The following is a 25426-nucleotide window of genomic DNA, read 5'->3' on the forward strand; positions in this document are numbered from 1 at the left end:
TCCCGCGTCCTGCGCCATCCTGCTCGAGGCCCTGCGCCCCGGCCCCGAAGGCGCGCCTTCCGAGATCCGCACCAAGTCGCCCATGGTCAAGAAGGCCCGCGAGGGGGTGATGGAGTTCCTGCTCATCAACCACCCGCTGGATTGCCCGATCTGCGACCAGGGCGGGGAATGCGACCTGCAGGACCAGGCGATGGCCTATGGCATCGACTTTTCCCGCTATCGCGAACCCAAGCGCGCGTCCGAGGACCTGAACCTGGGTCCGCTGGTCGAAACCCACATGACGCGCTGCATCAGCTGCACCCGCTGCGCCGCTTCACGACCGAGGTCGCGGGCATCACCCGATGGGCCAGAAAGGCCGCGGCCTATGGGCTGTCGATCACCAGTACCTGAACCAGACGCTGTCGATCATCTTCGCCAGCGCCAACGTCAACGACTTTTCGCTGTGGGCGAACTGGTCAGCGCCCTATGCCTTCACCGCCCGCCCATGGGAGCTGAGCAAGACTGAATCCATCGACGTGATGGACGCCCTGGGCTCGAACATCCGCGTCGACACCAAGGGGCGCGAGGTCATGCGCATCCTGCCGCGCAACCATGACGGCGTGAACGAGGAGTGGATCAGCGACAAGACCCGCTTCGTCTGGGACGGGCTGCGCCGGCAGCGCCTTGACCGGCCCTATATCCGCGAAAACGGCAAGCTGCGCCCGGCCTCCTGGCCCGAGGCGCTGGCGGCTGCGGCCTCGGCGATGACGGGGCGCAAGGTTGCGGGCCTGGTCGGCGACCTTGCCCCGGTCGAGGCGGCCTTCAGCCTGAAGCAGCTGGTCGAGGGCCTGGGTGGCAAGGTGGAATGCCGCACCGATGGCGCACGGCTGCCGGCCGGCAACCGCTCGGCCTATGTCGGGACCGCGACGATCGCCGACATCGACTCGGCCAAGCGCATCCTGCTGATCGGACCAACCCGCGCGAGGAAGCGCCGGTGCTGAACGCCCGCATCCGCAAGGCCTGGGCGCATGGCGCGCAGGTCGCGCTGGTGGGCGAGGCGGTCGACCTGACCTATGGTTACCACCATTTCGGCAATGACCGCGCCGCGCTGGCGAAGCTGCTGGACGAAGATCTGTCGAACAAGGAGGGCACCCCCGGCATCGTCATCGTCGGCCAGGGCGCCCTGCGCGAGGCCGACGGCGAAGCGGTGCTCGCCAACGCCATGCGCATCTGCGAACTGGGCGACTGCAAGCTGCTGGTCCTGCACACCGCCGCGGCCCGCGTCGGTGCGATGGACGTGGGCGCCGTGACCGAGGGCGGGCTGACCGCCGCCATCGAGGGGGCCGAAGTCATCTACAACCTGGGCGCGGACGAGGTCGACATCGCCCCCGGCCCTGTGGTGATCTATCAGGGCAGCCACGGCGACCGCGGCGCGCATCGTGCCGACATCATCCTGCCCGGCGCCTGCTACACCGAGGAAAACGGGTTGTTCGTCAACACCGAGGGCCGGCCGCAACTGGCCATGCGCGCGAATTTCGCGCCAGGCGAGGGGAAAGAGAACTGGGCGATCCTGCGGGCGCTTTCGGCCGAGCTGGGCGCCACTCTGCCTTGGGACAGCCTGGCGGGCCTGCGCCGGGCGCTGGTTCAGGCGGTGCCGCATCTGGCCCAGATCGACCGCGTGCCGGTCAATGAATGGCAGGCGCTGACCCGCCTTGACATGGGCAGCGCGAATTTCCGCCTTGCGATCAAGGATTTCTACCTGACGAACCCGATTGCGCGCTCGTCGCCCCTGATGGGCGAGCTTTCGGCAATGGCAGCAGAGCGCCGGGCGCCGGCGATGGCAGCGGAGTAACCACGGCATGAATCGCGTCCTTTCCAGACTGGTCGGGATCGGCGTCGCCTCGGCGGTGCTGGCGGCCTGCGCACCGGCCGAGCCGCCGGCGCGTGACGACGGCCGTCCCAAGGACAAGCCCCAGGCCCTGAACGTCGCCGTGCTGCACAGCGACGCCGGTGCGCCGGGCAAGAAGGTGCTGTCCCGTGCGCGCATCTCGACCAAGTCGGGGGACATCCTGATTCTCGAGCCCGACGGCTCGGTGTCCGAGGTGGCGCTGGACACCCCTGGCGGACGCGACGCCTTTGCCGTGTCGGAAGCGGACCTGGCGATGCTGAACGAGAACCTGGGCCTGGACCTGGGCGGGGTCGCGCCGATGGGGCCCGTGGGGCGCCGCGGACCCACCGCGCAGGAAAAGGCGCTGGCCGCGTTCAAGGCGCGGACCCAGCCGCTGCGGCTGAACCTGCCGCCGACCTTCGAAGCCAAGCCCGAGGATTTCCGCGGCGCCGCCGTGCGCAGCTATGACAGCACCCTGCGGCGCGGGAACAGTCTGGTCGAAGTGACGGCAAATCTTAGCGGTGGGGTGGACGCCGGCACCGCCTTCGCCTATGCCACATGCGCGCTGGCCACTTGGGCGGAAAGCAAGGGCGCGACCTATGCGCGCCACGTCCGTACGCTGAGCGACAAGCGCAATGGCAAGATGATCGTCGGCTCGGTCTTTACCCTTTCGGAAAAGAAGCCGATGGGGCTGACGGTGATGACAACGAAAGACACCTTGCAGGAGTGCAAGGCGCGCGGCATTCCCGCGGCGTGACGGAAGGGATGACGGATCATGGCTGAATTCTGGGCAACGCCCTATGGTTTCGCGCTCAGCCTGCTGCTGCAGGGGCTGGCGGTCATCGCCTTTGTCATGGGGTCGCTGATCTTCATGGTCTACGGCGACCGCAAGATCTGGGCGGCGGTCCAGATGCGCCGGGGCCCGAACGTGGTCGGCCCCTGGGGCCTGCTGCAGACCTTTGCCGATGCGCTGAAATACATCGTCAAGGAAATCGTCATCCCGGCCGGCGCCGACAAGTTCATCTTCTTCCTGGCGCCGTTCCTGTCGATGATGCTGGCGCTGTTCGCCTTTGTCGTGATCCCCTTCGACGAAGGCTGGGTCATGGCGAACATCAACGTCGGCATCCTGTTCGTCTTCGCCGCCTCCTCGCTCGAGGTCTATGGCTCGATCATGGGCGGCTGGGCCTCGAACTCGAAATATCCCTTCCTGGCCTCGCTGCGCTCGGCTTCGCAGATGATCTCCTACGAGGTGTCGATGGGGCTGATCATCATCGGCATCATCATCTCAACCGGGTCAATGAACCTGACGCATATCGTGCACGCGCAGAAGGGCGACTGGGGCCTGTTGAACTGGTACTGGCTGCCGCACCTGCCGATGGTCGTGCTGTTCTTCGTCTCGGCGCTGGCGGAGACGAACCGCCCGCCCTTCGACCTGGCCGAGGCGGAATCCGAACTGGTCGCCGGCCACATGGTCGAATATTCATCCACGCCTTACCTTTTGTTCATGGCGGGCGAATATATCGCCATCTATCTGATGTGCGCGCTGCTGTCGCTTCTGTTCTTCGGCGGCTGGCTGTCGCCGGTGCCGTTCATCGCCGACGGCTGGTGGTGGATGGTCATCAAGATGTGGTTCTGGTTCTACATGTTCGCCATGGTCAAGGCGATCGTGCCCCGCTATCGCTACGACCAGCTGATGCGCATTGGCTGGAAAGTGTTCCTGCCCCTGTCGCTGGGCTGGGTCGTCCTGATCGCAATTCTTGCCCGCTACGAAGTGCTGGGCGGCTTCTGGGCCCGCTGGGCAATCGGAGGATAACCATGTATTCCAACAAGCTAGCCGAGGCTCTTGCCGCAGCCAGTGAGGCCGACAAGGTGGAACTGGCGCATTTCCTGGCCAACAACCTGGACAGCGCGGAACAGGCGCAGGACAGTGCCCGGATCCGGGACTATGTCGCCGCCTTCGACCGCTTTGCCGCCCCGAAGGAAGGGGAGCGTTTCTGATGGCCTTCGACTTCGCGCGGGCGACCAAGTATTTCCTGATGTGGGACTTCATCAAGGGTTTCGGCCTGGGGATGCGCTATTTCGTGTCGCCCAAGCCGACGCTGAACTACCCCCACGAAAAGGGCCCGCTTTCTCCACGCTTCCGGGGCGAACACGCGCTGCGCCGCTACCCCAACGGCGAGGAACGCTGCATCGCCTGCAAGCTGTGCGAGGCGATCTGCCCGGCCCAGGCCATCACTATCGACGCCGAACCGCGCGAGGACGGCTCGCGCCGGACGACGCGCTATGACCTCGACATGACGAAATGCATCTACTGCGGCTTCTGCCAGGAGGCCTGCCCGGTCGATGCCATCGTCGAGGGGCCGAACTTCGAATACGCCACCGAGACCCGCGAAGAGCTGTTCTACGACAAGCAGAAGCTGCTGGACAACGGCGCCCGGTGGGAGGCAGAGATCGCCCGCAACCTTCAGATGGACGCGCCCTACCGATGAGTGATCCGTTCACCAAGCTTTTCGCGCAGATGCTGGCCCAGAGCCAGGAAATGGCGCGGGCGTGGAATCCCGCGCTCGAACATTTCGACATGCGTGCGCTGGAAAAGATGGTGCCGATCATGCCGGCCGACATGCTGGAGATGTGGTTCGGCAAGACCTTCAACCGCGAGGGGCTGGACGCCAAGACGCGCCTGCTGCTGACCATCGGCGCGATCACCGTCCAGGGTGCCCTGGCCGAGCCGCAGCTGCGCCTGACGATCCGCCAGGCCCTGTCGGCGGGTGCAACGAAACGCGAGATCGCCGAGACGATCTATCAGATGAGCATGTTCGGCGGGCTGCCCGCGATGCAGAAGGCGCTGGAAATCGCCCAAAGCGTCTATGCCGAGGAGGACGAGGAATGATGACCTTTGCATTCTACCTGTTCGCGATCTGCGCCTGCGTCGCGGGCTTCATGGTCGTGATCGGTCGAAACCCCGTCCACTCGGTCCTGTGGCTGATCCTGGCGTTCTTTTCCGCCTCTGGGCTGTTCATCCTGCAGGGCGCCGAATTCGTGGCGATGCTGCTGATCGTCGTCTATGTCGGCGCGGTGGCGGTGCTGTTCCTGTTCGTCGTGATGATGCTGGACGTGGACTTCGCCGAACTCAAGGGCGAACTGGCGCGCTACCTGCCGCTGGCGCTGGTGATCGCGGTCGTGCTGCTCGCGCAGCTTGGCATCGCCTTCTCCGGCTGGACCCCGGCCGAGACCGCGGCCGAACTGCGCGTCGCCCCGGTGGTCGAGGGGGTCCAGAACACCGCGGGCCTTGGCCTGGTGCTTTACGACCGCTACCTGCTGATGTTCCAGATCTCGGGCCTGGTGCTGCTGGTCGCGATGATCGGCGCGATCCTTCTGACCATGCGCCACCGCCGGGACGTCAAGCGCCAGAACGTGCTGGAACAGATGTGGCGCGACCCGGCCAAGACGATGGAACTGCGGGACGTGAAACCCGGGCAGGGCCTTTGAACGCGGCCTGCTGACCGCGATAGCCATCGGGACCGCGACCGCGCGGTCCTTACAGCAAACGGATACTTCGGCGGGTGAAACAGCCCGGAGGGACAGGACGATGATCGGATTGACTCATTATCTAGTCGTGGGGGCGATCATGTTCGTCACCGGCATTTTCGGCATCTTCGTGAACCGAAAGAACGTCATCATCATCCTGATGTCGATCGAACTGATACTTCTGTCGGTGAACATCAACTTCGTGGCCTTTTCGGCGCATCTGGGCGACCTGGCGGGTCAGGTGTTCACCATGTTCATCCTGACCGTCGCCGCCGCCGAGGCCGCGATCGGCCTGGCGATCCTGGTCGTCTTCTTCCGAAACCGCGGCACCATCGCGGTGGAAGACGTCAACGTGATGAAGGGCTAAGACGGCATGGAAAAGATCGTCCTCTTTGCGCCCCTTGTGGGCTCGCTGCTGGCTGGCTTCGGCTGGCGCATGATCGGCGAAAAGGCCGCGCAGCTTCTGACCACGGGCATCCTGTTCCTCAGCTGCCTGCTCAGCTGGTACCTGTTCCTGTCCTTCGACGGGGTGACGCGGCACATCCCGGTGCTCGACTGGGTCGTGACCGGCGATTTCCATTCGGAATGGGCCATCCGCATCGACCGGCTGACCGTCATCATGCTGATCGTGGTCACCACGGTATCGGCGCTGGTCCACACCTATTCGCTGGGCTACATGGCCCATGACGAGAACTTCGGCCATCACGCGCATTACAAGGCGCGCTTCTTTGCCTATCTGTCCTTCTTCACTTTCGCCATGCTGATGCTGGTGACGGCGGACAACCTGCTGCAGATGTTCTTCGGCTGGGAAGGGGTGGGGGTCGCGTCCTACCTGCTGATCGGCTTCTACTACAAGAAACAGTCGGCGGGCGCGGCGGCGATGAAGGCCTTCATCGTGAACCGGGTCGGCGATTTCGGCTTCCTGCTGGGGATCTTCGGGCTCTACTGGGTGACCGGCACGATCCAGTTCGACGAGATCTTTGCCCAGATCCCCGCCATGGCGACCGAGACCATGCATTTCCTGTGGCGCGACTGGAGCGTGACGAACCTGCTGGCCTTCCTGCTGTTCATCGGCGCGATGGGCAAGTCGGCGCAGCTGTTCCTGCACACCTGGCTGCCGGACGCGATGGAGGGCCCGACCCCGGTTTCGGCGCTGATCCACGCCGCGACCATGGTGACGGCGGGCGTGTTCCTGGTCTGCCGGATGTCGCCGCTGTATGAATTCGCGACCGAGACCAAGCATTTCATCGTCATCATCGGCGCGACCACGGCGTTCTTCGCCGCGACCGTGGGCCTGGTGCAGAACGACATCAAGCGCGTGATCGCCTATTCGACCTGTTCGCAGCTGGGCTACATGTTCGTCGCGGCCGGGGTGGGCGTCTATTCGGTGGCCATGTTCCACCTGCTGACGCATGCCTTCTTCAAGGCGATGCTGTTCCTGGGCGCCGGCTCGGTCATCCATGCGATGCACCACGAACAGGACATGCGGAACTATGGCGGGCTGCGGAAGAAGATTCCCCTGACCTTCTGGGCCATGATGATCGGAACCTTCGCCATCACCGGCGTGGGCATCCCGCTGACGCATATCGGCTTCGCCGGCTTCCTGTCCAAGGACGCGGTGATCGAAAGCGCCTATGTCGGCAGTTCCTATGCCTTTATCCTGCTGGTGGTCGCAGCCTGCTTCACCAGCTTCTATTCCTGGCGGCTGATCTTCATGACTTTCTACGGCAAGCCGCGGGGCGATCATCACACGCATGACCATGCGCATGAAAGCCCGCCGGTGATGACCGTGCCGCTGGGCGTGCTGGCGATCGGGGCGATCTTCTCGGGCATGGTGTGGTACGGGCCGTTCTTCGGCGACCACCACAAGGTGGTGGAGTATTTCCACATCGCCGGCGCCGAGCATCACGCCGAGGGCGCGGCCGAAGGCCATGCCACGGCCGAGGCGCCCGTCCATGCCGAGCCCGCCGCCACGACCGAGGCGATTGCAGCGACCGAAACTCCGGCGGCCGTGGACGGCCATGCCGAGGCGGCCCCTGCGGCCGTCGCGGCGCCGGTCGGGGGCGCGATCTACATGCACCCCGACAACCACGTCATGGACGAGGCGCACCACGCCCCCGCCTGGGTCAAGGTCTCGCCCTTCATCGCCATGCTGATCGGGTTTGGCACCGCCTGGCTGTTCTATATCCGCAGCCCCGACCTGCCGGTGCGGCTGGCCCGGGCGCAGCCGGCGCTGTACCAGTTCCTGCTGAACAAATGGTATTTCGACGAGATCTACAATTTCATCTTCGTGCGTCCGGCGCTGTGGCTGGGTCGCTTCCTGTGGAAACGGGGCGACGGCTCGACCATCGACGGCACGATCAACGGGGTGGCGATGGGCGTGGTCCCCTGGCTGACCCGCGCCGCGGTCCGGGTGCAATCGGGCTATCTGTTCCACTATGCCTTCGCGATGGTCCTCGGCATCGTGGGCTTGCTGATCTGGGTGATGATGCGGGGCGCGCACTGACATGACGAACCTTCTTTCCATCATCACCTTCCTGCCCATCGTCGCGGCGGGGATCATGGCCCTGTTCCTGCGCGGCCAGGACGAGGCGGCGGCCCGCAATGCCAAGTGGCTGGCGCTGCTGACCACGACGGCCACCTTCCTGATCTCGCTTTTCGTGCTTTTCGGCTTCGATCCGGCCAACACCGGCTTTCAGTTCGTCGAGGATCACGCCTGGATCATGGGCCTGCGCTACAAGATGGGCGTGGACGGGATCTCGGTCCTGTTCGTGGCCCTGACCACCTTCATGATGCCCCTGACCATTCTCTCGACATGGGAGGTCGAGGTGAAGGTCAAGGAATACATGATCGCCTTCCTGGTGCTGGAAGGGCTGATGATCGGCGTGTTCACCGCGCTGGACCTGGTGCTGTTCTACCTGTTCTTCGAGGCGGGGCTGATCCCCATGTTCCTGATCATCGGGATCTGGGGCGGCAAGGATCGCATCTATGCGTCCTTCAAGTTCTTCCTGTACACCTTCCTCGGCTCGGTCCTGATGCTGGTCGCGATGATTGCCATGTATCGCATGGCGGGCACCACCGACATTCCGACGCTGCTGACCTTCGACTTCCCGTCCGAGACGTTCCGCCTGCTGGGCATCAGCGTGATCGGCGGCATGCAGATGCTGCTGTTCCTGGCCTTCTTTGCCAGCTTCGCGGTCAAGATGCCGATGTGGCCGGTCCACACCTGGCTGCCCGACGCCCACGTCCAGGCGCCGACCGCCGGTTCGGTCCTGCTGGCTGCGGTGCTGCTGAAGATGGGGGGCTACGGCTTCCTGCGCTTCAGCCTGCCGATGTTCCCGGTCGCCTCGGACATCATGCAGCCGGTGGTGTTCTGGCTGTCGGCCATCGCCATCGTCTACACCTCGCTGGTGGCGCTGGTGCAGTCGGACATGAAGAAGGTCATCGCCTATTCGTCCGTCGCGCACATGGGCTATGTGACCATGGGGATCTTTGCGGCGAACCAGGTGGGTGTCGACGGCGCCATCTTCCAGATGCTGTCGCACGGCTTCATTTCGGGCGCGCTGTTCCTGTGCGTGGGCGTCATCTATGACCGGATGCACACGCGCGAGATCGACGCCTATGGCGGCCTGGTGAACCGGATGCCGGCCTATGCGGCGATCTTCATGTTCTTCACCATGGCCAACGTCGGCCTGCCGGGCACCTCGGGCTTCGTCGGCGAATTCCTGACGCTGATGGGGGCCTTCAAGGCCAACACCTGGGCCGCGCTGGTGGCGACGACCGGGGTCATCTTCTCGGCCGGCTATGCGCTGTGGCTTTACCGCCGCGTGACCTTCGGCGAACTGGTCAAGGAAAGCCTCAAGTCCATCACGGACCTGACCCCGCGCGAGAAGTGGATCTTCGTGCCCTTGGTCGCCATGACGCTGATCCTGGGCATCTATCCCCGGCTTGCGACCGACGTGACCGGACCGGCTGTCGCGAACCTGCTGAACCACTACAACCAGAGCCAGCCGGCGGTCGAAACCGCCGCGACTGCGGCCAGTCACTAAGGGGGCAAGGATGACCTCGCTCGATTTCTCGACCATTCTGCCCGAGGCGCTGCTGGCCCTTTACGCCCTGCTGGCGCTGCTGGCCGGGGCCTATCTGGGCAAGGACCGGCTGGCGTCCACGCTGCTCTGGGCGACGGTCGCGGCCTTTCTGATCGCCGCCGCGATGGTGGGGCTGGGGGGGCGCGACGACCTTGCGGCCTTCCACGGCATGTTCATCGACGACGGCTTCTCGCGCTTTGCCAAGGTGGTGATGCTGGTCGCGGCCAGCGCCGTCATGGCGATGAGCGCGGATTACATGCAGCGCCGCAACATGCTGCGGTTCGAGTTTCCGATCATCGTGACGCTGTCGGTCATCGGCATGATGCTGATGGTGTCGGCGGGCGATCTGCTGACGCTTTACATGGGGCTGGAGCTGCAGTCGCTGGCGCTTTACGTCGTCGCCGCCATGCGCCGCGACTCGGTGCGCTCGTCCGAGGCGGGGCTGAAGTATTTCGTCCTCGGCTCGCTCAGCTCGGGCATCCTGCTTTACGGCGCCTCGCTGGTCTACGGCTTTGCCGGCACCACCAGCTTTGCCGGCATCATCACCACGCTCAGCGCCGGCCACCTGTCGCTGGGCGTGCTGTTCGGGCTGGTCTTCATGCTGGTCGGTCTGGCCTTCAAGGTCTCGGCCGTGCCCTTCCACATGTGGACGCCCGACGTCTACGAAGGCTCGCCGACGCCCGTCACCGCCTTCTTTGCCACCGCGCCGAAGGTCGCGGCCATGGCGCTGATCGCGCGGCTGGTGTTCGACGCCTTCGGCCAGGCCGTCGGCGACTGGACCCAGATCATCGCGGCGCTTGCCGTCATGTCGATGTTCCTGGGCTCGATCGCCGGGATCGGGCAGACCAACGTCAAGCGCCTGATGGCCTATTCCTCGATCGCGCACATGGGATTCGCGCTGGTCGGGCTGGCCGCGGGTTCGGCGGTGGGCGTGCAGGCGATGCTGCTTTACATGACCATCTATGCGGTGATGAACGTCGGCAGCTTTGCCTTCATCCTGTCGCTGGAACGCGACGGCGTGCCGGTCACGGACCTCGCCTCGCTGAACCGCTTCGCCTGGTCCGAGCCCACCAAGGCGTTGGCCGTGCTGGTGCTGATGTTCAGCCTGGCGGGCGTGCCGCCGACGCTTGGCTTCTTTGCCAAGTTCGGTGTGCTGAACGCCGCAGTCGATGCTGGCCTGGGCTGGCTGGCGGTCGCGGGCGTCATCGCCTCGGTCATCGGGGCGTTCTATTACCTGCGGATCGTCTATTACATGTACTTCGGTGCCGAAGGGCAGGGCGTCACCTCGCGCATGGGCGCGGTGCAGTACCTGGCGCTGATGGTGCCGGCCGCGGCCATGGTGCTGGGGGCGGTCAGCATGTTCGGCGTCGATGCGGCGGCCGGACGCGCTGCGGAAACGCTGGTTGCGCCCGTGCTGGGCGATCAGCAGCCTGTTGCGCTGCCGCCGTCGGTCGAGCCCGTACCCGTTGAGTGATCCCTGGCCCGAGGGCGTGGCCCGGCATGTCCTGGCCCGCACCGACAGCACCAATGCCGCGGGACTGCAACTGGCGCCGTCGCTGACCGGCCCGGCCTGGATCATGGCGCATGAACAGGTCGCGGGCCGGGGCCGGCGCGGGCGCGCCTGGGTCATGCCGGCGGGCAATTTCGCGGGCACGCTGGTCCTGCGTCCTGGCGGCGGACCGCAGGCGGCGGCGCAGCTTTCCTTTGTCGCCGCGCTGGCGTTGCATGATGCGCTGACCGACGCCTGCGGGCCGGCGGCGCGGCTGGCGATCAAATGGCCGAACGATGTCGCTGAACGGCGGCAAGGTTGCGGGCATCCTGCTGGAAAGCGCCGGCTCGGGCGGGCAGGTCACGGCCGTGGCGGTGGGCATCGGCGTGAACCTGGCCGCCGTTCCCGACACCGGCACGATCGAGCCCGGGGCCATCACCCCGGTTTCGGTCCTGGGCGAGACGGGGTTTCGCACCGCGCCCGAGGATTTCCTGGACCTGCTGGCCCCGGCCTTTGCCCGCTGGCTGGCGCAGCTTGAGACCTGGGGCTTCCCGCCGATCCGCAACGCCTGGCTGGCGCGCGCCGCCCGCCTGGGCGAGCCCATCGTCGCCCGCACCGGCAGGGCCCAGGCGCAGGGCATCTTCGAGGGTATCGACGACAGCGGCGCGCTGATCCTGAAAACCCCCGCCGGGCGCCAGGTGCTGCCCGCGGCGGACGTGTTCTTCGAGGGCTGACATGCTGCTTTGCATCGACACCGGCAACACCAACACCGTCTTTTCGGTCTGGGACGGGGCGCAGTTCCGGGCGCTCTGGCGCATCGCGACCGACCATCGCCGCACCGCGGACGAATATTTCGTCTGGCTGTCCACGCTGATGTCGCTGCAAAAGCTGGACCTGCCGATCAGCGACTGCATCATCAGCTCGACCGTGCCGCGGGTCGTCTTCAACCTTCGGGTGCTCTGCAACCGCTATTTCGACACCCGCCCGCTGGTCGTGGGCAAGCCGGACTGCCTGCTGCCGACGGCACCGCGGGTGGACCAGGGCACGGTCGTCGGGCCCGACCGGCTGGTGAATACGGTCGGCGCCTTCGACCGGCACGGGCCGGACCTGATCGTGGTGGATTTCGGCACCGCCACCACCTTCGACGTGGTGGACACGGACGGGGCCTATGTCGGCGGTGTCATCTCTCCGGGCGTGAACCTGTCGCTCGAGGCGCTGCACTCGGGCGCGGCCAGCCTGCCGCATGTCGACGTGACCATGCCGGGCAAGGTGATCGGCACCAACACCGTGGCCTGCATCCAGTCGGGCATCTTCTGGGGCTACATCGGCCTTGTGCAGGGCATCGTCGAAAAGATCCGCGAGGAACGGGGCCGCTCGATGAAGGTCATTGCCACCGGCGGGCTTGCCCCGCTATTCGATCAGGGGTCGGATCTGTTCGACGCGATCGATGACGACCTGACCATGCATGGTCTGCGTCTAATCCACGACTACAACAAGGAGATGGGCCATGGCTGAGCGCCTGATTTATCTGCCGCTGGGCGGCGCGGGCGAAATCGGCATGAACGCCTATGTCTATGGCTATGGCGAGCCGGGGCGCGAGCGGCTGATCGTCGTCGACCTGGGCGTGACCTTTGGCGACATGGACAGCGCGCCGGGGATCGACCTGATCATGGCCGATGTCGCCTGGCTCGAGACCAACCGCGACCGGATCGAGGCGATCTTCATCACCCACGGGCACGAAGATCATGTCGGCGCCCTGGGCCTGTTGTGGCCCAAGCTGCAAAAGCCCGTGCATTGCCGCCGCTTCACCGGCGCGCTGGCCCGGCTGAAGCTCGAGGAGATGGGCCAGCCCGCCGACGCGCTGCACATCCACGCCCCGCGCCCAGAGGTGGTGACCGCCGGTCCCTTCCAGGTGCAGTTCGTGCCGGTCAGCCATTCGATCCCGGAAAGCTCGGCCCTGATCATCGATACGCCGGCGGGGCGGATCGTGCACACGGGCGATTTCAAGCTGGACGGCACGCCCGTGGTGGGCGAGGCCTTCGACCCCATCATGTGGCACGAGATTGCGAACGAAGGGCAGGGCATCAAGGTTCTGACCTGCGATTCCACGAACGTCTTCACCCCACACCCCGGCCGGTCCGAGGCGATCCTGGCCAATCCCCTGCTGGATTTCGTGACCAGCCAGAAGCAGATGGTGGTGGCGACGACCTTTGCCAGCAACCTCGCCCGGCTCAAGACGCTGGCCGATGCCGGCATCGCCTCGGGGCGCAGGATCTGCCTTCTGGGGCGCGCCATGCGCCGCATGGTGACGGTGGCCATCGAAACCGGCATCCTGACCAGCTTTCCCCCGGTCATCAGCCCCGAGGAAGCGGCCGAGATGCCGCGCGACAAGGTGATGCTGATCGTGACCGGCAGCCAGGGCGAACGCCGCGCCGCCAGCGCGCAGCTTTCGCGCGGCCGCTACCTGGGCATCCAGCTGCGCGAGGGCGACAGCTTCCTGTTCTCGTCGCGCACCATCCCGGGCAACGAACGCGGCGTGATCCGTATCATGAACCAGCTTTCCGAACTGGGCGTGGACCTGTTCGATGCCGATGACGGCACCTATCACGTCTCGGGTCACGCGAACCGGCCCGACATCCAGGCGGTGCACGATCTGCTGAAGCCGCAGATCGTGATCCCGATGCATGGCGAACACATGCACCTGCGCGAACATGCCAAGCTGGCCGAGGGCAAGGGCATCGCCGCCGCCGTTGCCACCAACGGCACCATGCTGGACCTGTCCGGCGACAAGCCCCGCGTTGTGGACCAGATCGACACCGGCCGGCTGTATCTGGACGGCACCGTGCTGATCGGGGCGATGGACGGCATCGTGCGCGACCGCATCCGCATGGCGCTGAACGGCAGGCCATGGTCTCGGTCATCGTGGACGAGGACGACGCGCCGCTTCCCGACGCCTGGGTCGAGCTTTCGGGCCTGCCCGAGACGGGGCGCGCCGGCGTCCCCCTGGCCCGCAGCATCGAGGCCGAACTGGCCGAGTTCCTGGAGCGCGCCGACGACCGCACCGTGCGCGACGACGACCGGCTGGAGGAGGCGATCCGCAAGATCACCCGCCAGGTCGCCATGGAGGAGATCGGCAAGAAACCCGAGGTCACCGTCATCATCTCGCGCCTCGCGGCGGAATGACTTGACCTCGCGGCGGGGGCCGGGCAAAGCCCCCGCATGACCGAGAAGACCGAATTCGACCCCAACCCGCCGCGCCGCAACTTCTATGGCCGGCGCCATGGCAAGACCCTGCGCCAGTCGCAAAAGGGCTATCTCTCCGAGGATCTCGGAGAACTGCGCCCGCGCGGCATCACGGTGCAGGAAAACCCCGGCCGCACGCCTGTCGATCCCGCCACCATCTTCGGCGACGACCGGCCTGTGTGGCTGGAGGTCGGCTTCGGCGGGGGCGAGCACATGGTCCACATGGCCGCCCGCTATCCCGGCATCGGCATCATCGGCTGCGAGCCTTTCATCAACGGCGTGGCGATGCTTCTGGGCAAGATCCGCAACGCGGGCGTCAGCAATGTCAGCGTGCATCCGGGCGATGCGCGCGACCTGATGGACGTGCTGCCCGATGCCTCGATCAGCAAGGCGTTCCTGAACTATCCTGACCCCTGGCCCAAGGCGCGCCATCACCGCCGGCGGTTCGTCACGCCCGAACATCTGCTGCCGCTGGCGCGGGTGATGAAAACCGGGGCCGAGTTCCGCGTCGTCTCGGACATCCCCGACTATATCCGCCAGACGCTGGAGGAGGTGCCGCCCGCCGGCTTCGACCTGGTGGCCGAGGGGCCCGAGCCCTGGGAGGACTGGATCAGCACCCGCTATGAACAGAAGGCCCTGCGCGAGGGGCGGGCGCCGCATTACGTCACCTTCCGGCGCCGGGGCTGATCCGCCGCATTGCACCCGCGCCCCGTGACCGCTATCACCGCTGCGCGACACGCATGAAGGGGGCCCGCCATGTCACATTCCGCCGAACCGATGCCGATGACCGCGCGCCGCTCGGGCCCGCTTTCGGGCACGGCCAATGTGCCGGGCGACAAGTCGATCAGCCACCGCGCGCTGATCCTGGGGGCGCTCTCGGTGGGCGAGACCCATATCACCGGCCTGCTGGAGGGCCAGGACGTGCTGGACACGGCGAAGGCGATGCAGGCCTTCGGCGCCACGGTCGAGCGGCTGGGAACCGGCGAATGGAAGGTCAACGGCGTCGGCGTCGGCGGCTTTGCCGAGCCCGAGGGCGTGATCGACTGCGGCAATTCGGGAACCGGCGTGCGCCTGATCATGGGCGCCATGGCGACGACGCCGATCTCTGCCACCTTCACCGGCGACGCCAGCCTCTCGCGCCGCCCGATGGGCCGGGTCACCGATCCGCTGGAACTGTTCGGCGCCGAAATCACCGCGCGCGAAGGCAAGCGCCTGCCGGTGACGATCCGGGGCGCCGCCGATCCCGTGCCGGTTCGCTACAAGACGCCGGTCGCCAGCGCGCAGATCAAGTCGGCGGTGCTGCTGGCCGGGCTGAACGCGCCGGGTGAAACCGTGGTGATCGAATCCGAGCCGACGCGCGACCATACCGAGCGGATGCTGGCGGGGTTCGGCGCCACCATCACGACCGAGGTGGCCGAGGAGGGCCGCGTCATCACCCTGACGGGTCGGCCCGAATTGAAACCCCAGCCGGTTGCCGTGCCGCGCGATCCCTCCAGCGCCGCCTTTCCCGTGGCGGCGGCGCTGATCGTGCCGGGATCGGAAATCCGGGTGCCCGGCGTCAGCCGCAACCCGACCCGCGACGGGCTGTATGTGACGCTGCTGGAAATGGGCGCCGACATCACCTTCGAAAACCCGCGCGAGGAGGGGGGCGAGCCGGTCGCCGACCTGCTGGTGCGCCATTCCGCGCTGACGGGCGTGACCGTGCCCGCTGAACGCGCCGCCAGCATGATCGACGAATTCCCGATCCTCTCGGTCGTCGCCTGCTTTGCCCAAGGGGCGACGGTGATGCAGGGCGTCCATGAGCTGCGGGTCAAGGAAAGCGACCGGATTGACGCGATGGCCGTGGGGCTGCGCGCGAACGGCGCGGTGGTCGACGACACCCCCGACACCATGACCGTCCACGGCCAGGGCGGCCTGCCGGGCGGAGCATCCTGCGCCACCCACCTGGACCACCGGATCGCGATGTCCTTCCTGGTGGCGGGGCTCGCCTCGGACCAGGCGATCGCGGTGGATGACGGCAGCCCGATCGCCACGTCGTTCCCCGACTTCCTGCCGCTGATGCAGGGGCTGGGCGCGGTCAGATCGGCTAAACTCCGGGCGTCCGCACCCCGGCAGCTTTGTCCGCATCGGCAAGTACCATCAGCGACGGCTGCAACCGCGGCGGATCAGCCCGTCCTACCCGCTTCGGGATAGCCAAGCAATGTCAGCGCCTCGCGGATCTCATCCAGGACGGCCGGGTCCTCGATGGTGGCGGGGGTCTTGAAGGGTTCGGCGTCGGCGATCTTGCCCATGGTCGCGCGCAGGATCTTGCCCGAGCGGGTCTTGGGCAGGCGGTTCACGACACAGGCGGACTTGAACGCGGCGACCGGGCCGATGCGGTCGCGGACCAGGGCCACCACGTCGCGCACGATCTGGTCGTGCGGCGTCTCGACTCCGGCCTTCAGGCACAGAAAGCCCAGCGGCGCCTGCCCCTTGAGCCGGTCCGAAACGCCGATCACCGCGCATTCGGCGACGGCGGGATGGCTGGCCAGCACCTCCTCCATCGCGCCGGTGGACAGGCGGTGGCCGGCGACGTTGATGACGTCATCGGTGCGGGCCATGATATAGAGATAACCGTCCTCGTCGACATAGCCCGCGTCGCCGGTTTCGTAATGGCCGGGGAAATGCTCGAGATAGCTCTTGCGAAACCGGTCCTCGGCGTTCCACAGCGTCGGCAGGGTGCCGGGCGGCAGCGGCAGCCGGATCGCGATGGCGCCCAGCGTGCCGGGCGGGACCGGATTGCCGCCCTCGTCCAGGCCTGCACGTCATAGCCCGGCACGGCACCGAGGGGCTGCCGGGCTTGGTCGGCAGCACCTCGATCCCGATGGGATTGGCCGCGATGGCCCAGCCGGTCTCGGTCTGCCACCAGTGGTCGACCACCGGCACGCCCAGGTGCTTTTGCGCCCATTCCACGGTGTCGGGATCGGCGCGCTCGCCGGCCAGGAACAGCGCCTGCAGGTCGTGCAGCTTGTAGCGCTTGATCCATTCGCCATTCGGGTCCTCGCGCCGGATGGCGCGCAGCGCGGTGGGCGCGGTGAAGAAGCTTTTGATCCGGTTGTTCTGGATCGTGCGCCAGAAGACGCCGGGATGGGGCGTGCCCACGGGCTTGCCCTCGAACACCACGGTGGTCGCGCCGGCGATCAGCGGACCATAGCAGATATAGCTGTGGCCCACGACCCAGCCCACGTCGGACGCCGCCCAGAACCGGTCGCCGGCGCCGATGTTGTAGATGTTCGTCATCGACCATTGCAGCGCGACCAGGTGGCCGGCGGTGTGGCGCACCACCCCCTTGGGCTGGCCGGTCGTGCCCGAGGTGTAAAGGATATAGGCCGGATGGTTGCCCTCGACCGGGACGCAATCGGCGGGCTTCACGCCGTATTGAAAGCCGTGCCAGGCAAAGTCGCGGCCTTCGACCAACTTGGCGACCTCTTCCTCGCGCTGGAAGATGACGCAGAACTCGGGCTTGTGGGTGGCCTGGTCGATGGCGGCGTCCAGCAGGGGCTTGTAATGCACCACCCGGTTCGGCTCCAGCCCGCAGGAGGCCGCGATGATCGCCTTGGGCTGGCAATCGTCGATCCTGACGGCGAGTTCATGCGCCGCGAAGCCGCCGAACACGACCGAGTGGATGGCACCCAGCCGCGCGCAGGCCAGCATCGCCTCGAGCGCTTCGGGAATCATCGGCATGTAGATGATGACGCGGTCGCCCTTTTCCACGCCGCGCATGCGCAGCGCCCCGGCCAAGGTGGCCACGCGCTTTTGCAACTGGGCATAGGTGATGCCCTTGGTCGACAGCGTGACCGGGCTTTCGTGCATGATCGCGACCTGGTTGCCGCGCCCGGCCAGGACATGGCGGTCCACCGCGTTCCAGCAGGCGTTCACCATCCCGTCCGAAAACCATTCGTAGATCGGCGCGCGGTCGTCGAACAGCGCCTTCGACGGCTTTTCCACCCAGTCGATGGCCTCGGCGGCCTGCATCCAGAACCGCTCCGGATCGGCCTGCCAGTCGGCGTAAACCTCGCGATAGCCCATGTGTCCCTCCCCCGTCAGACAGGACGATCTAGGGCCGGGCAGGGCGATCCCGCAAGGATGTTAGCGGCAACCCAGGTCAGGATTATGCAGAAGGTTCCGGGCCTTGGGGCGAAGTTTTGCAAACAGGCGCCGCTTTGGCGACAGCCGCCGGGGCCGGATGCTGCTTTTGCAAAATGGAATGCCGCGGCGCGGCGGAAGGTCCCGCCGCGCCATGGCCGATTCGTCAGCCGTAGTGCCCGACCGGGGTGCCGGCCAGCACGCTCATGTTCAAAAGGCCCCGCGTGGTGATCGAGGGCGTCACGATATGCGCCTTGTTGCCCATCCCCATCAGGATCGGCCCGACCTCGAGCCCGTTCGCCTTGAGCTTCAGCGCGTTCCTGACGCCCGAGGCGGCGTCGGTTCCGCCGAAGATCAGGACGTTGGCGGCGCCCTCAAGCCGGCTGTGCGGCATCAGGCGTTCGCGGACCGCAGGGTCCAGCGCGGCATCGACGTGCATCTCGCCCTCGAAGGTGAAATCGACCTCGCGCGCTTCCAGGATAGCCATGGCCTCGCGCATCCGCTTGCCGGAGTCGGTATCGAGGTTGCCGAACTGCGAATGGCAGCACAGCGCGATCTTGGGCGCCAGGCCGAAGCGGCGGACATGGCGGGCGGCGCCGCAGGTGATCTCGGCGATCTGTTCGGGCGAGGGCACATGGTTCACCTGCGTGTCGGCGATGAACAGCGGCCCGTCCTCGAGGATCATCAGCGACAGCGCGCCCTGCGGCCGCAGCCCGTCGCGCGCCAGCACCTGGTTGATATAGTTCAGGTGCCAGGAATACTGGCCGAAGGTGCCGCAGATCAGGCTGTCGGCCTCGTCCCGATGAACCATCACGGCGCCGATGGCGGTGGTGTTGGTGCGCATGATGGCGCGCGCCACCTCGGGCGTCACGCCGCGCCGGGCCATCAGTTCGTGATAGGTGCCCCAGTAATCGCGATAGCGGGGGTCGTTTTCGGGGTTCACGATCTCGAAGTCGCGGCCGGGGCGGATCGGCAGGCCGGCGCGTTCGGCGCGCATCTCGATGACCTCGGGGCGACCGATCAGGATCGGCGCATCGGTCGTTTCCTCAAGCATGGCGTTGGCCGCGCGCAGCACGCGTTCGTCCTCGCCCTCGGCGAAGACGATGCGGCGCTTGACCGTCGCCGCCGCCTCGAACACCGGGCGCATGATCAGGGCCGAGCGGAAGACCGAGCCGTCCAGCTTGCGCTTGTAGGCGTTGATATCCTCGAGCGGCCGGGTCGCGACGCTGGTTTCCATCGCGGCCTTGGCGACGGCGGTCGAGACCACGCCGATCAACCGTGGGTCGAAGGGCTTCGGGATCAGGTAGTCGGCGCCAAAGGTCAGCGTCTCGCCCCGATAGGCCATCGCCGCCTCGGCGCTGGTGGTGGCGCGGGCCAGCGCCGCGATCCCCTCGATGCAGGCCAGTTGCATCTCGTCGTTGATGGTGGTCGCACCCACGTCCAGCGCGCCGCGGAAGATGAAGGGAAAGCATAGCACGTTGTTGACCTGGTTCGGATAGTCCGACCGGCCGGTGGCGATGATCGCGTCGGGCGCGACGGCGCGCACGTCCTCGGGCAGGATCTCGGGCGTGGGGTTCGCCAGGGCAAAGATGATCGGGCGCGGGGCCATCTTCGCGACCATCTCGGGCGTCAGCACGCCCGGACCGGACAGGCCCAGGAACAGGTCGGCGCCCGCGATCACCTGATCCAGGCTGCGCAGGTCGGTCGTCTGGGCGTATTCCGCCTTTTGCGGGGTCATCTGTTCGGTGCGGCCTTCGTAGACGAGGCCCGCGATGTCGCAAAGCCAGACGTTCTCGCGTTTCACGCCCAGCTTCAGCAGCATGTTCAGGCAGGCGATGCCGGCCGCGCCGCCGCCGGTCGAGACGACCTTGATCTGGTCGAACCGCTTGCCCGCGATGTGCAGCGCGTTGGTGGCCGCCGCGCCGACCACGATGGCGGTGCCGTGCTGGTCGTCGTGAAAGACCGGGATGTTCATCCGCTCGCGGCAGATCTTTTCGACGATGAAGCAGTCGGGGGCCTTGATGTCCTCAAGGTTGATGGCGCCGAAGCTGGGTTCCAGCGCGCAGACGATCTCGGCCAGCTTTTCGGGGTCGGGCTGGTCCAGTTCGATGTCGAAGCAGTCGATGTTGGCGAATTTCTTGAACAGGACCGCCTTGCCCTCCATCACCGGCTTGCTGGCCAGCGCGCCGATGTTGCCCAGACCCAGGACGGCGGTGCCGTTCGAGACGACCGCCACCAGGTTCCCGCGCGCGGTATAGCGGGCGGCGGTCGCGGGATCGGCCTTGATTTCCAGGCAGGCCTCGGCGACGCCGGGGGAATAGGCGCGGCTCAGGTCGCGGCCGTTCGCAAGCGGTTTCGTGGCCCGCACCTCAAGCTTACCGGGGCGCGGAAATTCGTGATAATCCAGCGCCGCCTGCCGTGCGCTATCCTGCCTGCGTTCTTCCATCTGCCGACCTCCTCATAGATGGTTCAGCGTTAAACTAATTTTTCGACGGGGAACAGGGGCCTCGTTTCCGTCGGCGGACTTGCATCACCGGGGTGGGCCGGCGATGATGCGACGGCAGGGTAACAGCGGGGCGAAGGTCTGGCCAATGACGCTTCTGGATGCGGCGCGCGCGGTGCGGGAACGGGCCTATGTGCCCTATTCGAAGTTCAAGGTGGGGGCGGCGGTGCGCGGGGCGTCCGGGGCCATCTATCACGGCTGCAACGTGGAAAACGTGGCCTATCCCGAAGGCACCTGCGCCGAGGCGGGCGCCATCGCCCTGATGGTCGCCAGCGGCGAGACCGAGCTGGTCGAGGTCGCGGTAATCGCCGACAGCCCCAGCCCCGTGCCCCCCTGCGGCGGCTGCCGGCAGAAACTGGCCGAATTCGGCCGTTCTGACACGCCGGTCCTGCTGGCGACGACCGCCGGCGCGACGCTGGCCACCACGATCGGCGAATTGCTGCCCGGTCGGTTTCAGGTCGCGCATATGTCGGGTCTGGAATGACGCCAGCCGATCCGCGCCCGGTGATCGCTGCCGTGCGGGACGGGCGGGGGCTGGACCCCGCCGGCGCTGCCTTGGTCGCGCGAGGCCTGGCCCAGGGCGGGATGAGCGACGCGCAGGCCGGCGCCTTTGCCATGGCGGTGCTGCTGCGCGGCCTGGACGGTGCCGGGCGGCTGGCCCTGACTCTGGCCATGCGCGATTCCGGCCGGGTGCTGCGCTGGGACCTGCCGGGGCCGGTGCTGGACAAGCATTCCACCGGCGGCATCGGCGATACGGTCAGCCTGATCCTGGCGCCGGTGCTGGCGGCTTGCGGCGCCTATGTGCCGATGATCTCGGGGCGGGGCCTGGGTCACACGGGCGGTACGCTCGACAAGCTCGAGGCGATCCCCGGCTTTCGCTGTGACCTGCCCGAGGATGCGCTCCGTCGCGTCGTCGCGGATGCGGGCTGCGCCATCGTGGGCGCGGGCCCCGACCTGGCCCCGGCCGATGCCCGGCTTTACGCGGTCCGAGACGAAAGCGCGACGGTGGGCTCGGTCGATCTGATCGTGGCCTCGATCCTGTCGAAGAAACTGGCGGCGGGGCTGGACGGGCTGGTCCTGGACGTCAAGCAGGGCAGCGGCGCCTTTCTGCGCAGCCCCGGCGCGGCGCGCGCCCTGGCCCAGGCGCTGGTCGATACCGCGACTGCCGCGGGCTGTCCCGCCCGGGCGCTGGTCACGGACATGGACCAGCCGCTGGCCCGCGCCGCCGGCAATGCATTGGAACTGCGCCAGGCGATTACCGTCCTGCGGGGCGGATCGGGCGCGCTGCGCGACCTGTCGCTGGCCCTGTCGGACGCCTGCCTGTCCCTTGCGAGCCTGTCGGGCGCGGCCGAGGCGCTGGCCTCGGGCCATGCCGCCGAACGGTTCGCCCGCATGGTCGCGGCACAGGGCGGGCCCGCGGACCTGCTGGAGAACCCGGACCGCCACCTGCCGCCCGCACCGGTGATCCGTCCCGTCCCCGCGCAGGGCCGCGTTGCCGCCATCGACACCGAGGCCCTGGGTCACGCCGTCGTCGCCCTGGGTGGCGGCCGGCTGCGCGCGGGCGACCGGATCGACCCGCGCGTGGGCCTCTCCGACCTGCTGCGCATCGGCGAAGAGGCGGGTGACGGCCGCCCGCTGGCCCTTGTCCATGCCGCGTCCGAGGCTGCGGCCGAGGCTGCCGTCGCGACCGTTCAGGCCGCCTATCTGCTGGGCGACGGACCCGCCGCCGGTCCCCTGGTCCAAAGCGAGGTCGCGCCCCGATGAACCCCGCAGAGTGCCGTGCCTTCCTGATCGTGATGGATTCCGTCGGCATCGGCGGCGCGCCCGACGCCGATTGCTATTCCAACGCGGGGCTGCCCGACACCGGCGCGAATACATTGGCCCATATCGCGCAGGCCCGGCCGCTGGCGATGCCGAATCTGGACCGCCTTGGGCTGGGGGCCGCGATCCGGCTGGCCAGCGGCGTCGCGGCGCCGGGCCTTGGCGCCGCGCCGCAGGGCCTGTGGGGCGCCGCGACCGAGGTGTCGCGCGGCAAGGACACGCCCTCGGGGCATTGGGAAATCGCGGGCGTGCCGGTGCCCTGGGACTGGCACTACTTTCCCGACACGCGCCCCAGCTTTCCCCCCGACCTGTCCGCCGCCATTGCCCGCGCGGCGGGGACCGGGGGCATCCTGGGCGACGAGCACGCCTCGGGGACCGAGATCATCGAGCGGCTGGGGGCCGAGCATCTGCGGACCGGCTGGCCGATCTGCTACACCTCGCAGGATTCCGTGCTGCAGATCGCCGCGCATGAGGACGCCTTCGGGCTGGAGCGGCTTTACCGCCTGTGCCGGGACGTGGCGGCGCTGGTCCATCCGATGCGGGTGGGCCGGGTGATCGCCCGTCCCTTCGTCGGGACGGCGGGGGATTTCCGCCGCACGCCGAACCGCCGCGACTATGCCATCGCGCCGCCCGGAACGACGATCCTGGATGCGGCGCAGGCGGCGGGGCGCGCCACCCATGCCATCGGCAAGATCGGCGACATCTTTTCCCATCGCGGCATCGACCATCTGCACAAGGGCAAGTCGGATGCGGACCTGGCCGGGCATCTGATCCGCCTGGCCGACGAGGCCGAGCCCGGCAGCCTGACATTCGCCAATTTCGTGGAATTCGACAGCCTCTATGGCCATCGCCGCGACATTGCGGGCTATGCGGCGGCGCTGGAATGGTTCGATGGCGTGGCCGGCCAGGTCATGGCCCGGCTGCGGCCCGGCGATCTGGCGATCTTCACCGCCGACCACGGCAACGACCCCAGCTGGCGCGGCACCGACCATACCCGCGAACGCGTGCCGGTGCTGGGCTGGGGCTATGGCCTGCGCCCCGTCGGGCTGGTCGGCTTTGCCGATATCGGCGCCTCGGTCGCCGCCCATCTTGGCCTTTCCCCCCTTGGTCCCGGAGTATCGTTCCTGTGAAATCCCTGAAGAAGGTCGAGCTTCACCTGCATATCGAAGGCGCGGCACCCCCCGCCTTCGTCCGCGGCCTGGCGGCGGAAAAGGGCCATGACCTGTCCGGGGTCTTCGACCATCGCGGCCAATACCGGCTGCGCCGGTTCAAGGATTTCCTCAAGGTCTACGATGCCATCTCCGGCGTCATGGAAACCCCCGCTGACTATGCCCGGCTGCTGTCGGCCGTGCTGTCGGAATGCGGCGAACAGGGCGTGGTCTATGCCGAGCTTTTCGTCTCGCCCGAGTTCTGCGGCGGTGGCGACCTGTCCGCCTGGCGCGATTATCTGGGCGCGATGGAGGAGGTCGCCCGAACCTATGCCCTGTCGGGCGTCGAAAGCCGCGCCATCCTGACCTGCATCCGCCACCTTGGCCCCGACCGCGCCAAGCGCACGGCGATCTGCGCGGCGGAAACCGGCGGCGGCTGGGTCGCGGGCCTGGGCCTTGCGGGGGCCGAGGACGTGGGCGAAGCGCGAGACTATGCCTGGGCCTTTGATTGCGCGCGCGAGGCGCAGCTGGGTCTGACCGCCCATGCCGGCGAATTCTGCGGTCCCGACAGCATCCGCGGCGCGCTGGAACTGGGCGTCAGTCGCATCGGCCACGGCATCCGCGCCATCGAGGACCCGGCACTGGTGCGCTATCTGGCCGACAAGGGCGTGACGCTCGAGGTCTGCCCGGGCTCGAACATCGCGTTGCAGGTGGTGCGGGACTGGCAGACCCATCCCATCGCCCGGCTGGCGGACGCGAGCGTGCGCGTCACCGTCTCGACCGACGATCCGCCGTTCTTCCAGACCAGCCTGTCGCGGGAATATGACCGGCTTGCCGAAACCTTCGGCTGGGGCGAAAGCGAATTCCGGCAGATGAACCTTTGGGCCGTCGAGGCCGCTTTCTGCGACGAAGACACCCGGACCCGCCTGAAAAAGGAGCTTGCATGACATCCCCCGACCCCCGCCACCTGACCGTCGTCGATCATCCCCTGGTCCAGCACAAGCTGACGCTGATGCGCGACAAGACCACCTCGACCGCCAGCTTCCGGCGCCTGCTGCGCGAAATCAGCCTGCTTCTGGCCTATGAAGTCACGCGCGAGCTGGAGATGACCACGATCACCGTCGAAACGCCGCTGACGACCATGCAGGCCCCGACGCTCGAGGGGAAAAAGCTGGCGCTGATCTCGATCCTGCGGGCCGGGAACGGGCTGATGGACGGCATCCTGGAACTGATCCCGGCGGCACGGGTGGGCTTCGTGGGCCTTTACCGCGACCCCGAGACGCTGCAGCCCGTGCAGTATTACTGCAAGGTTCCCAAGGAACTGGACGCGCGCATGACCATCGTGGTCGACCCGATGCTGGCCACCGGCAACTCCTCGGTCGCGGCCATCGACCTGCTCAAACGCGAAGGCGCGCGCAACCTGCGCTTCCTGTGCCTGCTGGCCGCGCCCGAAGGGGTCCGGCGGATGCGCGACGCGCATCCGGATGTGCCCATCGTCACCGCCGCGCTGGACGAGCGGCTGGACGACCACGGCTATATCGTGCCCGGCCTAGGCGATGCGGGGGACCGGATGTTCGGGACGCGTTAACGGCTTGTTCAGGCCGCTGCCCTATC

General features: G+C 67.1%; 18 protein-coding genes and 5 pseudogenes. 21 read left to right on the plus strand and 2 right to left on the minus strand.

The genetic code is table 11. The features are described 5' to 3' along the window. Positions 1–4: 4 nt before the first annotated feature. The 16 genes and pseudogenes from DPM13_RS14210 to aroA all read left to right on the plus strand — a co-directional run. Positions 5–1831: pseudogene (locus DPM13_RS14210) on the plus strand (molybdopterin-dependent oxidoreductase); the annotation flags it as partial. Positions 1832–1838: 7 nt separating this feature from the next. Beyond that, positions 1839–2624 carry a hypothetical protein gene (locus tag DPM13_RS14215; RefSeq protein WP_112888252.1) on the plus strand — a complete coding sequence of 262 codons (786 nt, stop codon included), beginning with the start codon at positions 1839–1841 and terminating at the stop codon, positions 2622–2624. An 18-nt stretch (positions 2625–2642) separates the two neighbouring features. Beyond that, positions 2643–3680 carry an NADH-quinone oxidoreductase subunit NuoH gene (gene nuoH, locus DPM13_RS14220; protein ID WP_028718199.1) on the plus strand — a complete coding sequence of 346 codons (1038 nt, stop codon included), beginning with the start codon at positions 2643–2645 and terminating at the stop codon, positions 3678–3680. A 2-nt stretch (positions 3681–3682) separates the two neighbouring features. Further along, positions 3683–3865, plus strand: coding sequence for a hypothetical protein (locus tag DPM13_RS14225; RefSeq protein ID WP_028718198.1), 183 nt, complete (start codon positions 3683–3685; stop codon positions 3863–3865). Continuing rightward, entirely contained in the window at positions 3865–4356 is a 492-nt protein-coding gene (nuoI, locus tag DPM13_RS14230) for an NADH-quinone oxidoreductase subunit NuoI (protein ID WP_028718197.1), read from the plus strand. Before DPM13_RS14225 ends, nuoI begins: the two co-directional genes overlap by 1 nt. Next, positions 4353–4757, plus strand: coding sequence for a carboxymuconolactone decarboxylase family protein (locus DPM13_RS14235; RefSeq protein ID WP_028718196.1), 405 nt, complete (start codon positions 4353–4355; stop codon positions 4755–4757). Before nuoI ends, DPM13_RS14235 begins: the two co-directional genes overlap by 4 nt. Further along, positions 4754–5356 carry an NADH-quinone oxidoreductase subunit J gene (locus DPM13_RS14240; RefSeq protein WP_028718195.1) on the plus strand — a complete coding sequence of 201 codons (603 nt, stop codon included), beginning with the start codon at positions 4754–4756 and terminating at the stop codon, positions 5354–5356. The genes DPM13_RS14235 and DPM13_RS14240 overlap by 4 nt, the downstream gene beginning before the upstream one ends. Before the next feature lie 100 nt (positions 5357–5456). Beyond that, positions 5457–5762 carry an NADH-quinone oxidoreductase subunit NuoK gene (gene nuoK / locus DPM13_RS14245; RefSeq protein ID WP_028718194.1) on the plus strand — a complete coding sequence of 102 codons (306 nt, stop codon included), beginning with the start codon at positions 5457–5459 and terminating at the stop codon, positions 5760–5762. A gap of 6 nt (positions 5763–5768) precedes the next feature. Continuing rightward, positions 5769–7901, plus strand: coding sequence for an NADH-quinone oxidoreductase subunit L (nuoL, locus tag DPM13_RS14250; protein WP_112888253.1), 2133 nt, complete (start codon positions 5769–5771; stop codon positions 7899–7901). A gap of 1 nt (position 7902) precedes the next feature. Continuing rightward, positions 7903–9444 (plus strand): NADH-quinone oxidoreductase subunit M, encoded by a 1542-nt coding sequence (locus DPM13_RS14255; RefSeq protein ID WP_112888254.1) that lies wholly within the window; start codon positions 7903–7905, stop codon positions 9442–9444. A 10-nt stretch (positions 9445–9454) separates the two neighbouring features. Next, positions 9455–10957: an NADH-quinone oxidoreductase subunit NuoN gene (gene nuoN / locus DPM13_RS14260; protein ID WP_051577693.1), complete on the plus strand. Its 1503-nt coding sequence runs from the start codon at positions 9455–9457 to the stop codon at positions 10955–10957. Next, positions 10950–11706: pseudogene (locus DPM13_RS14265) on the plus strand (biotin--[acetyl-CoA-carboxylase] ligase). The gene nuoN and the pseudogene DPM13_RS14265 overlap by 8 nt, the downstream one beginning before the upstream one ends. A gap of 1 nt (position 11707) precedes the next feature. Then, a complete protein-coding gene (locus tag DPM13_RS14270) occupies positions 11708–12487 on the plus strand; it encodes a type III pantothenate kinase (protein ID WP_080622087.1) in 780 nt (259 codons plus the stop codon). Beyond that, positions 12480–14155: pseudogene (locus DPM13_RS14275) on the plus strand (ribonuclease J). Before DPM13_RS14270 ends, DPM13_RS14275 begins: the two are co-directional and overlap by 8 nt. Before the next feature lie 36 nt (positions 14156–14191). Next, complete coding sequence (gene trmB / locus DPM13_RS14280) at positions 14192–14902, plus strand: tRNA (guanine(46)-N(7))-methyltransferase TrmB (RefSeq protein ID WP_028718188.1); 711 nt, start codon at positions 14192–14194, stop codon at positions 14900–14902. Positions 14903–14971: 69 nt separating this feature from the next. Further along, positions 14972–16291, plus strand: a pseudogene (gene aroA, locus DPM13_RS14285) (3-phosphoshikimate 1-carboxyvinyltransferase); the annotation flags it as partial. An 89-nt stretch (positions 16292–16380) separates the two neighbouring features. On the opposite strand, the pseudogene DPM13_RS14290 reads toward aroA, so the two are convergent. Next, positions 16381–18283: pseudogene (locus DPM13_RS14290) on the minus strand (propionyl-CoA synthetase). A 223-nt stretch (positions 18284–18506) separates the two neighbouring features. Beyond that, on the minus strand, positions 18507–20786 hold the full coding sequence (locus DPM13_RS14295; protein ID WP_112888255.1) for an NADP-dependent malic enzyme: 2280 nt from the start codon (positions 20784–20786) through the stop codon (positions 18507–18509). A 145-nt stretch (positions 20787–20931) separates the two neighbouring features. Between DPM13_RS14295 and DPM13_RS14300 the strand changes: the two genes are divergently transcribed. From DPM13_RS14300 to upp, 5 genes are read left to right on the plus strand one after another with little or no spacing between them, the layout of a single operon-like run. Then, complete coding sequence (locus DPM13_RS14300) at positions 20932–21327, plus strand: cytidine deaminase (protein ID WP_028718184.1); 396 nt, start codon at positions 20932–20934, stop codon at positions 21325–21327. Then, the gene (locus DPM13_RS14305) at positions 21324–22607 is read left to right on the plus strand and encodes a thymidine phosphorylase (protein ID WP_112888256.1); all 1284 of its coding nucleotides are present in this window, start codon (positions 21324–21326) and stop codon (positions 22605–22607) included. The genes DPM13_RS14300 and DPM13_RS14305 overlap by 4 nt, the downstream gene beginning before the upstream one ends. Then, on the plus strand, positions 22604–23794 hold the full coding sequence (locus DPM13_RS14310; protein WP_080622092.1) for a phosphopentomutase: 1191 nt from the start codon (positions 22604–22606) through the stop codon (positions 23792–23794). Before DPM13_RS14305 ends, DPM13_RS14310 begins: the two co-directional genes overlap by 4 nt. Continuing rightward, positions 23791–24759, plus strand: a complete 969-nt coding sequence (locus DPM13_RS14315; protein ID WP_112888257.1) for an adenosine deaminase — start codon at positions 23791–23793, stop codon at positions 24757–24759. Before DPM13_RS14310 ends, DPM13_RS14315 begins: the two co-directional genes overlap by 4 nt. Further along, positions 24756–25400, plus strand: a complete 645-nt coding sequence (upp, locus tag DPM13_RS14320; protein WP_028718180.1) for a uracil phosphoribosyltransferase — start codon at positions 24756–24758, stop codon at positions 25398–25400. Before DPM13_RS14315 ends, upp begins: the two co-directional genes overlap by 4 nt. The last annotated feature ends 26 nt before the right edge of the window (positions 25401–25426 follow it).

Origin of the sequence: Paracoccus mutanolyticus (assembly GCF_003285265.1) — a bacterium.
GTDB classification, from domain to species: Bacteria; Pseudomonadota; Alphaproteobacteria; order Rhodobacterales; family Rhodobacteraceae; genus Paracoccus; species Paracoccus yeei.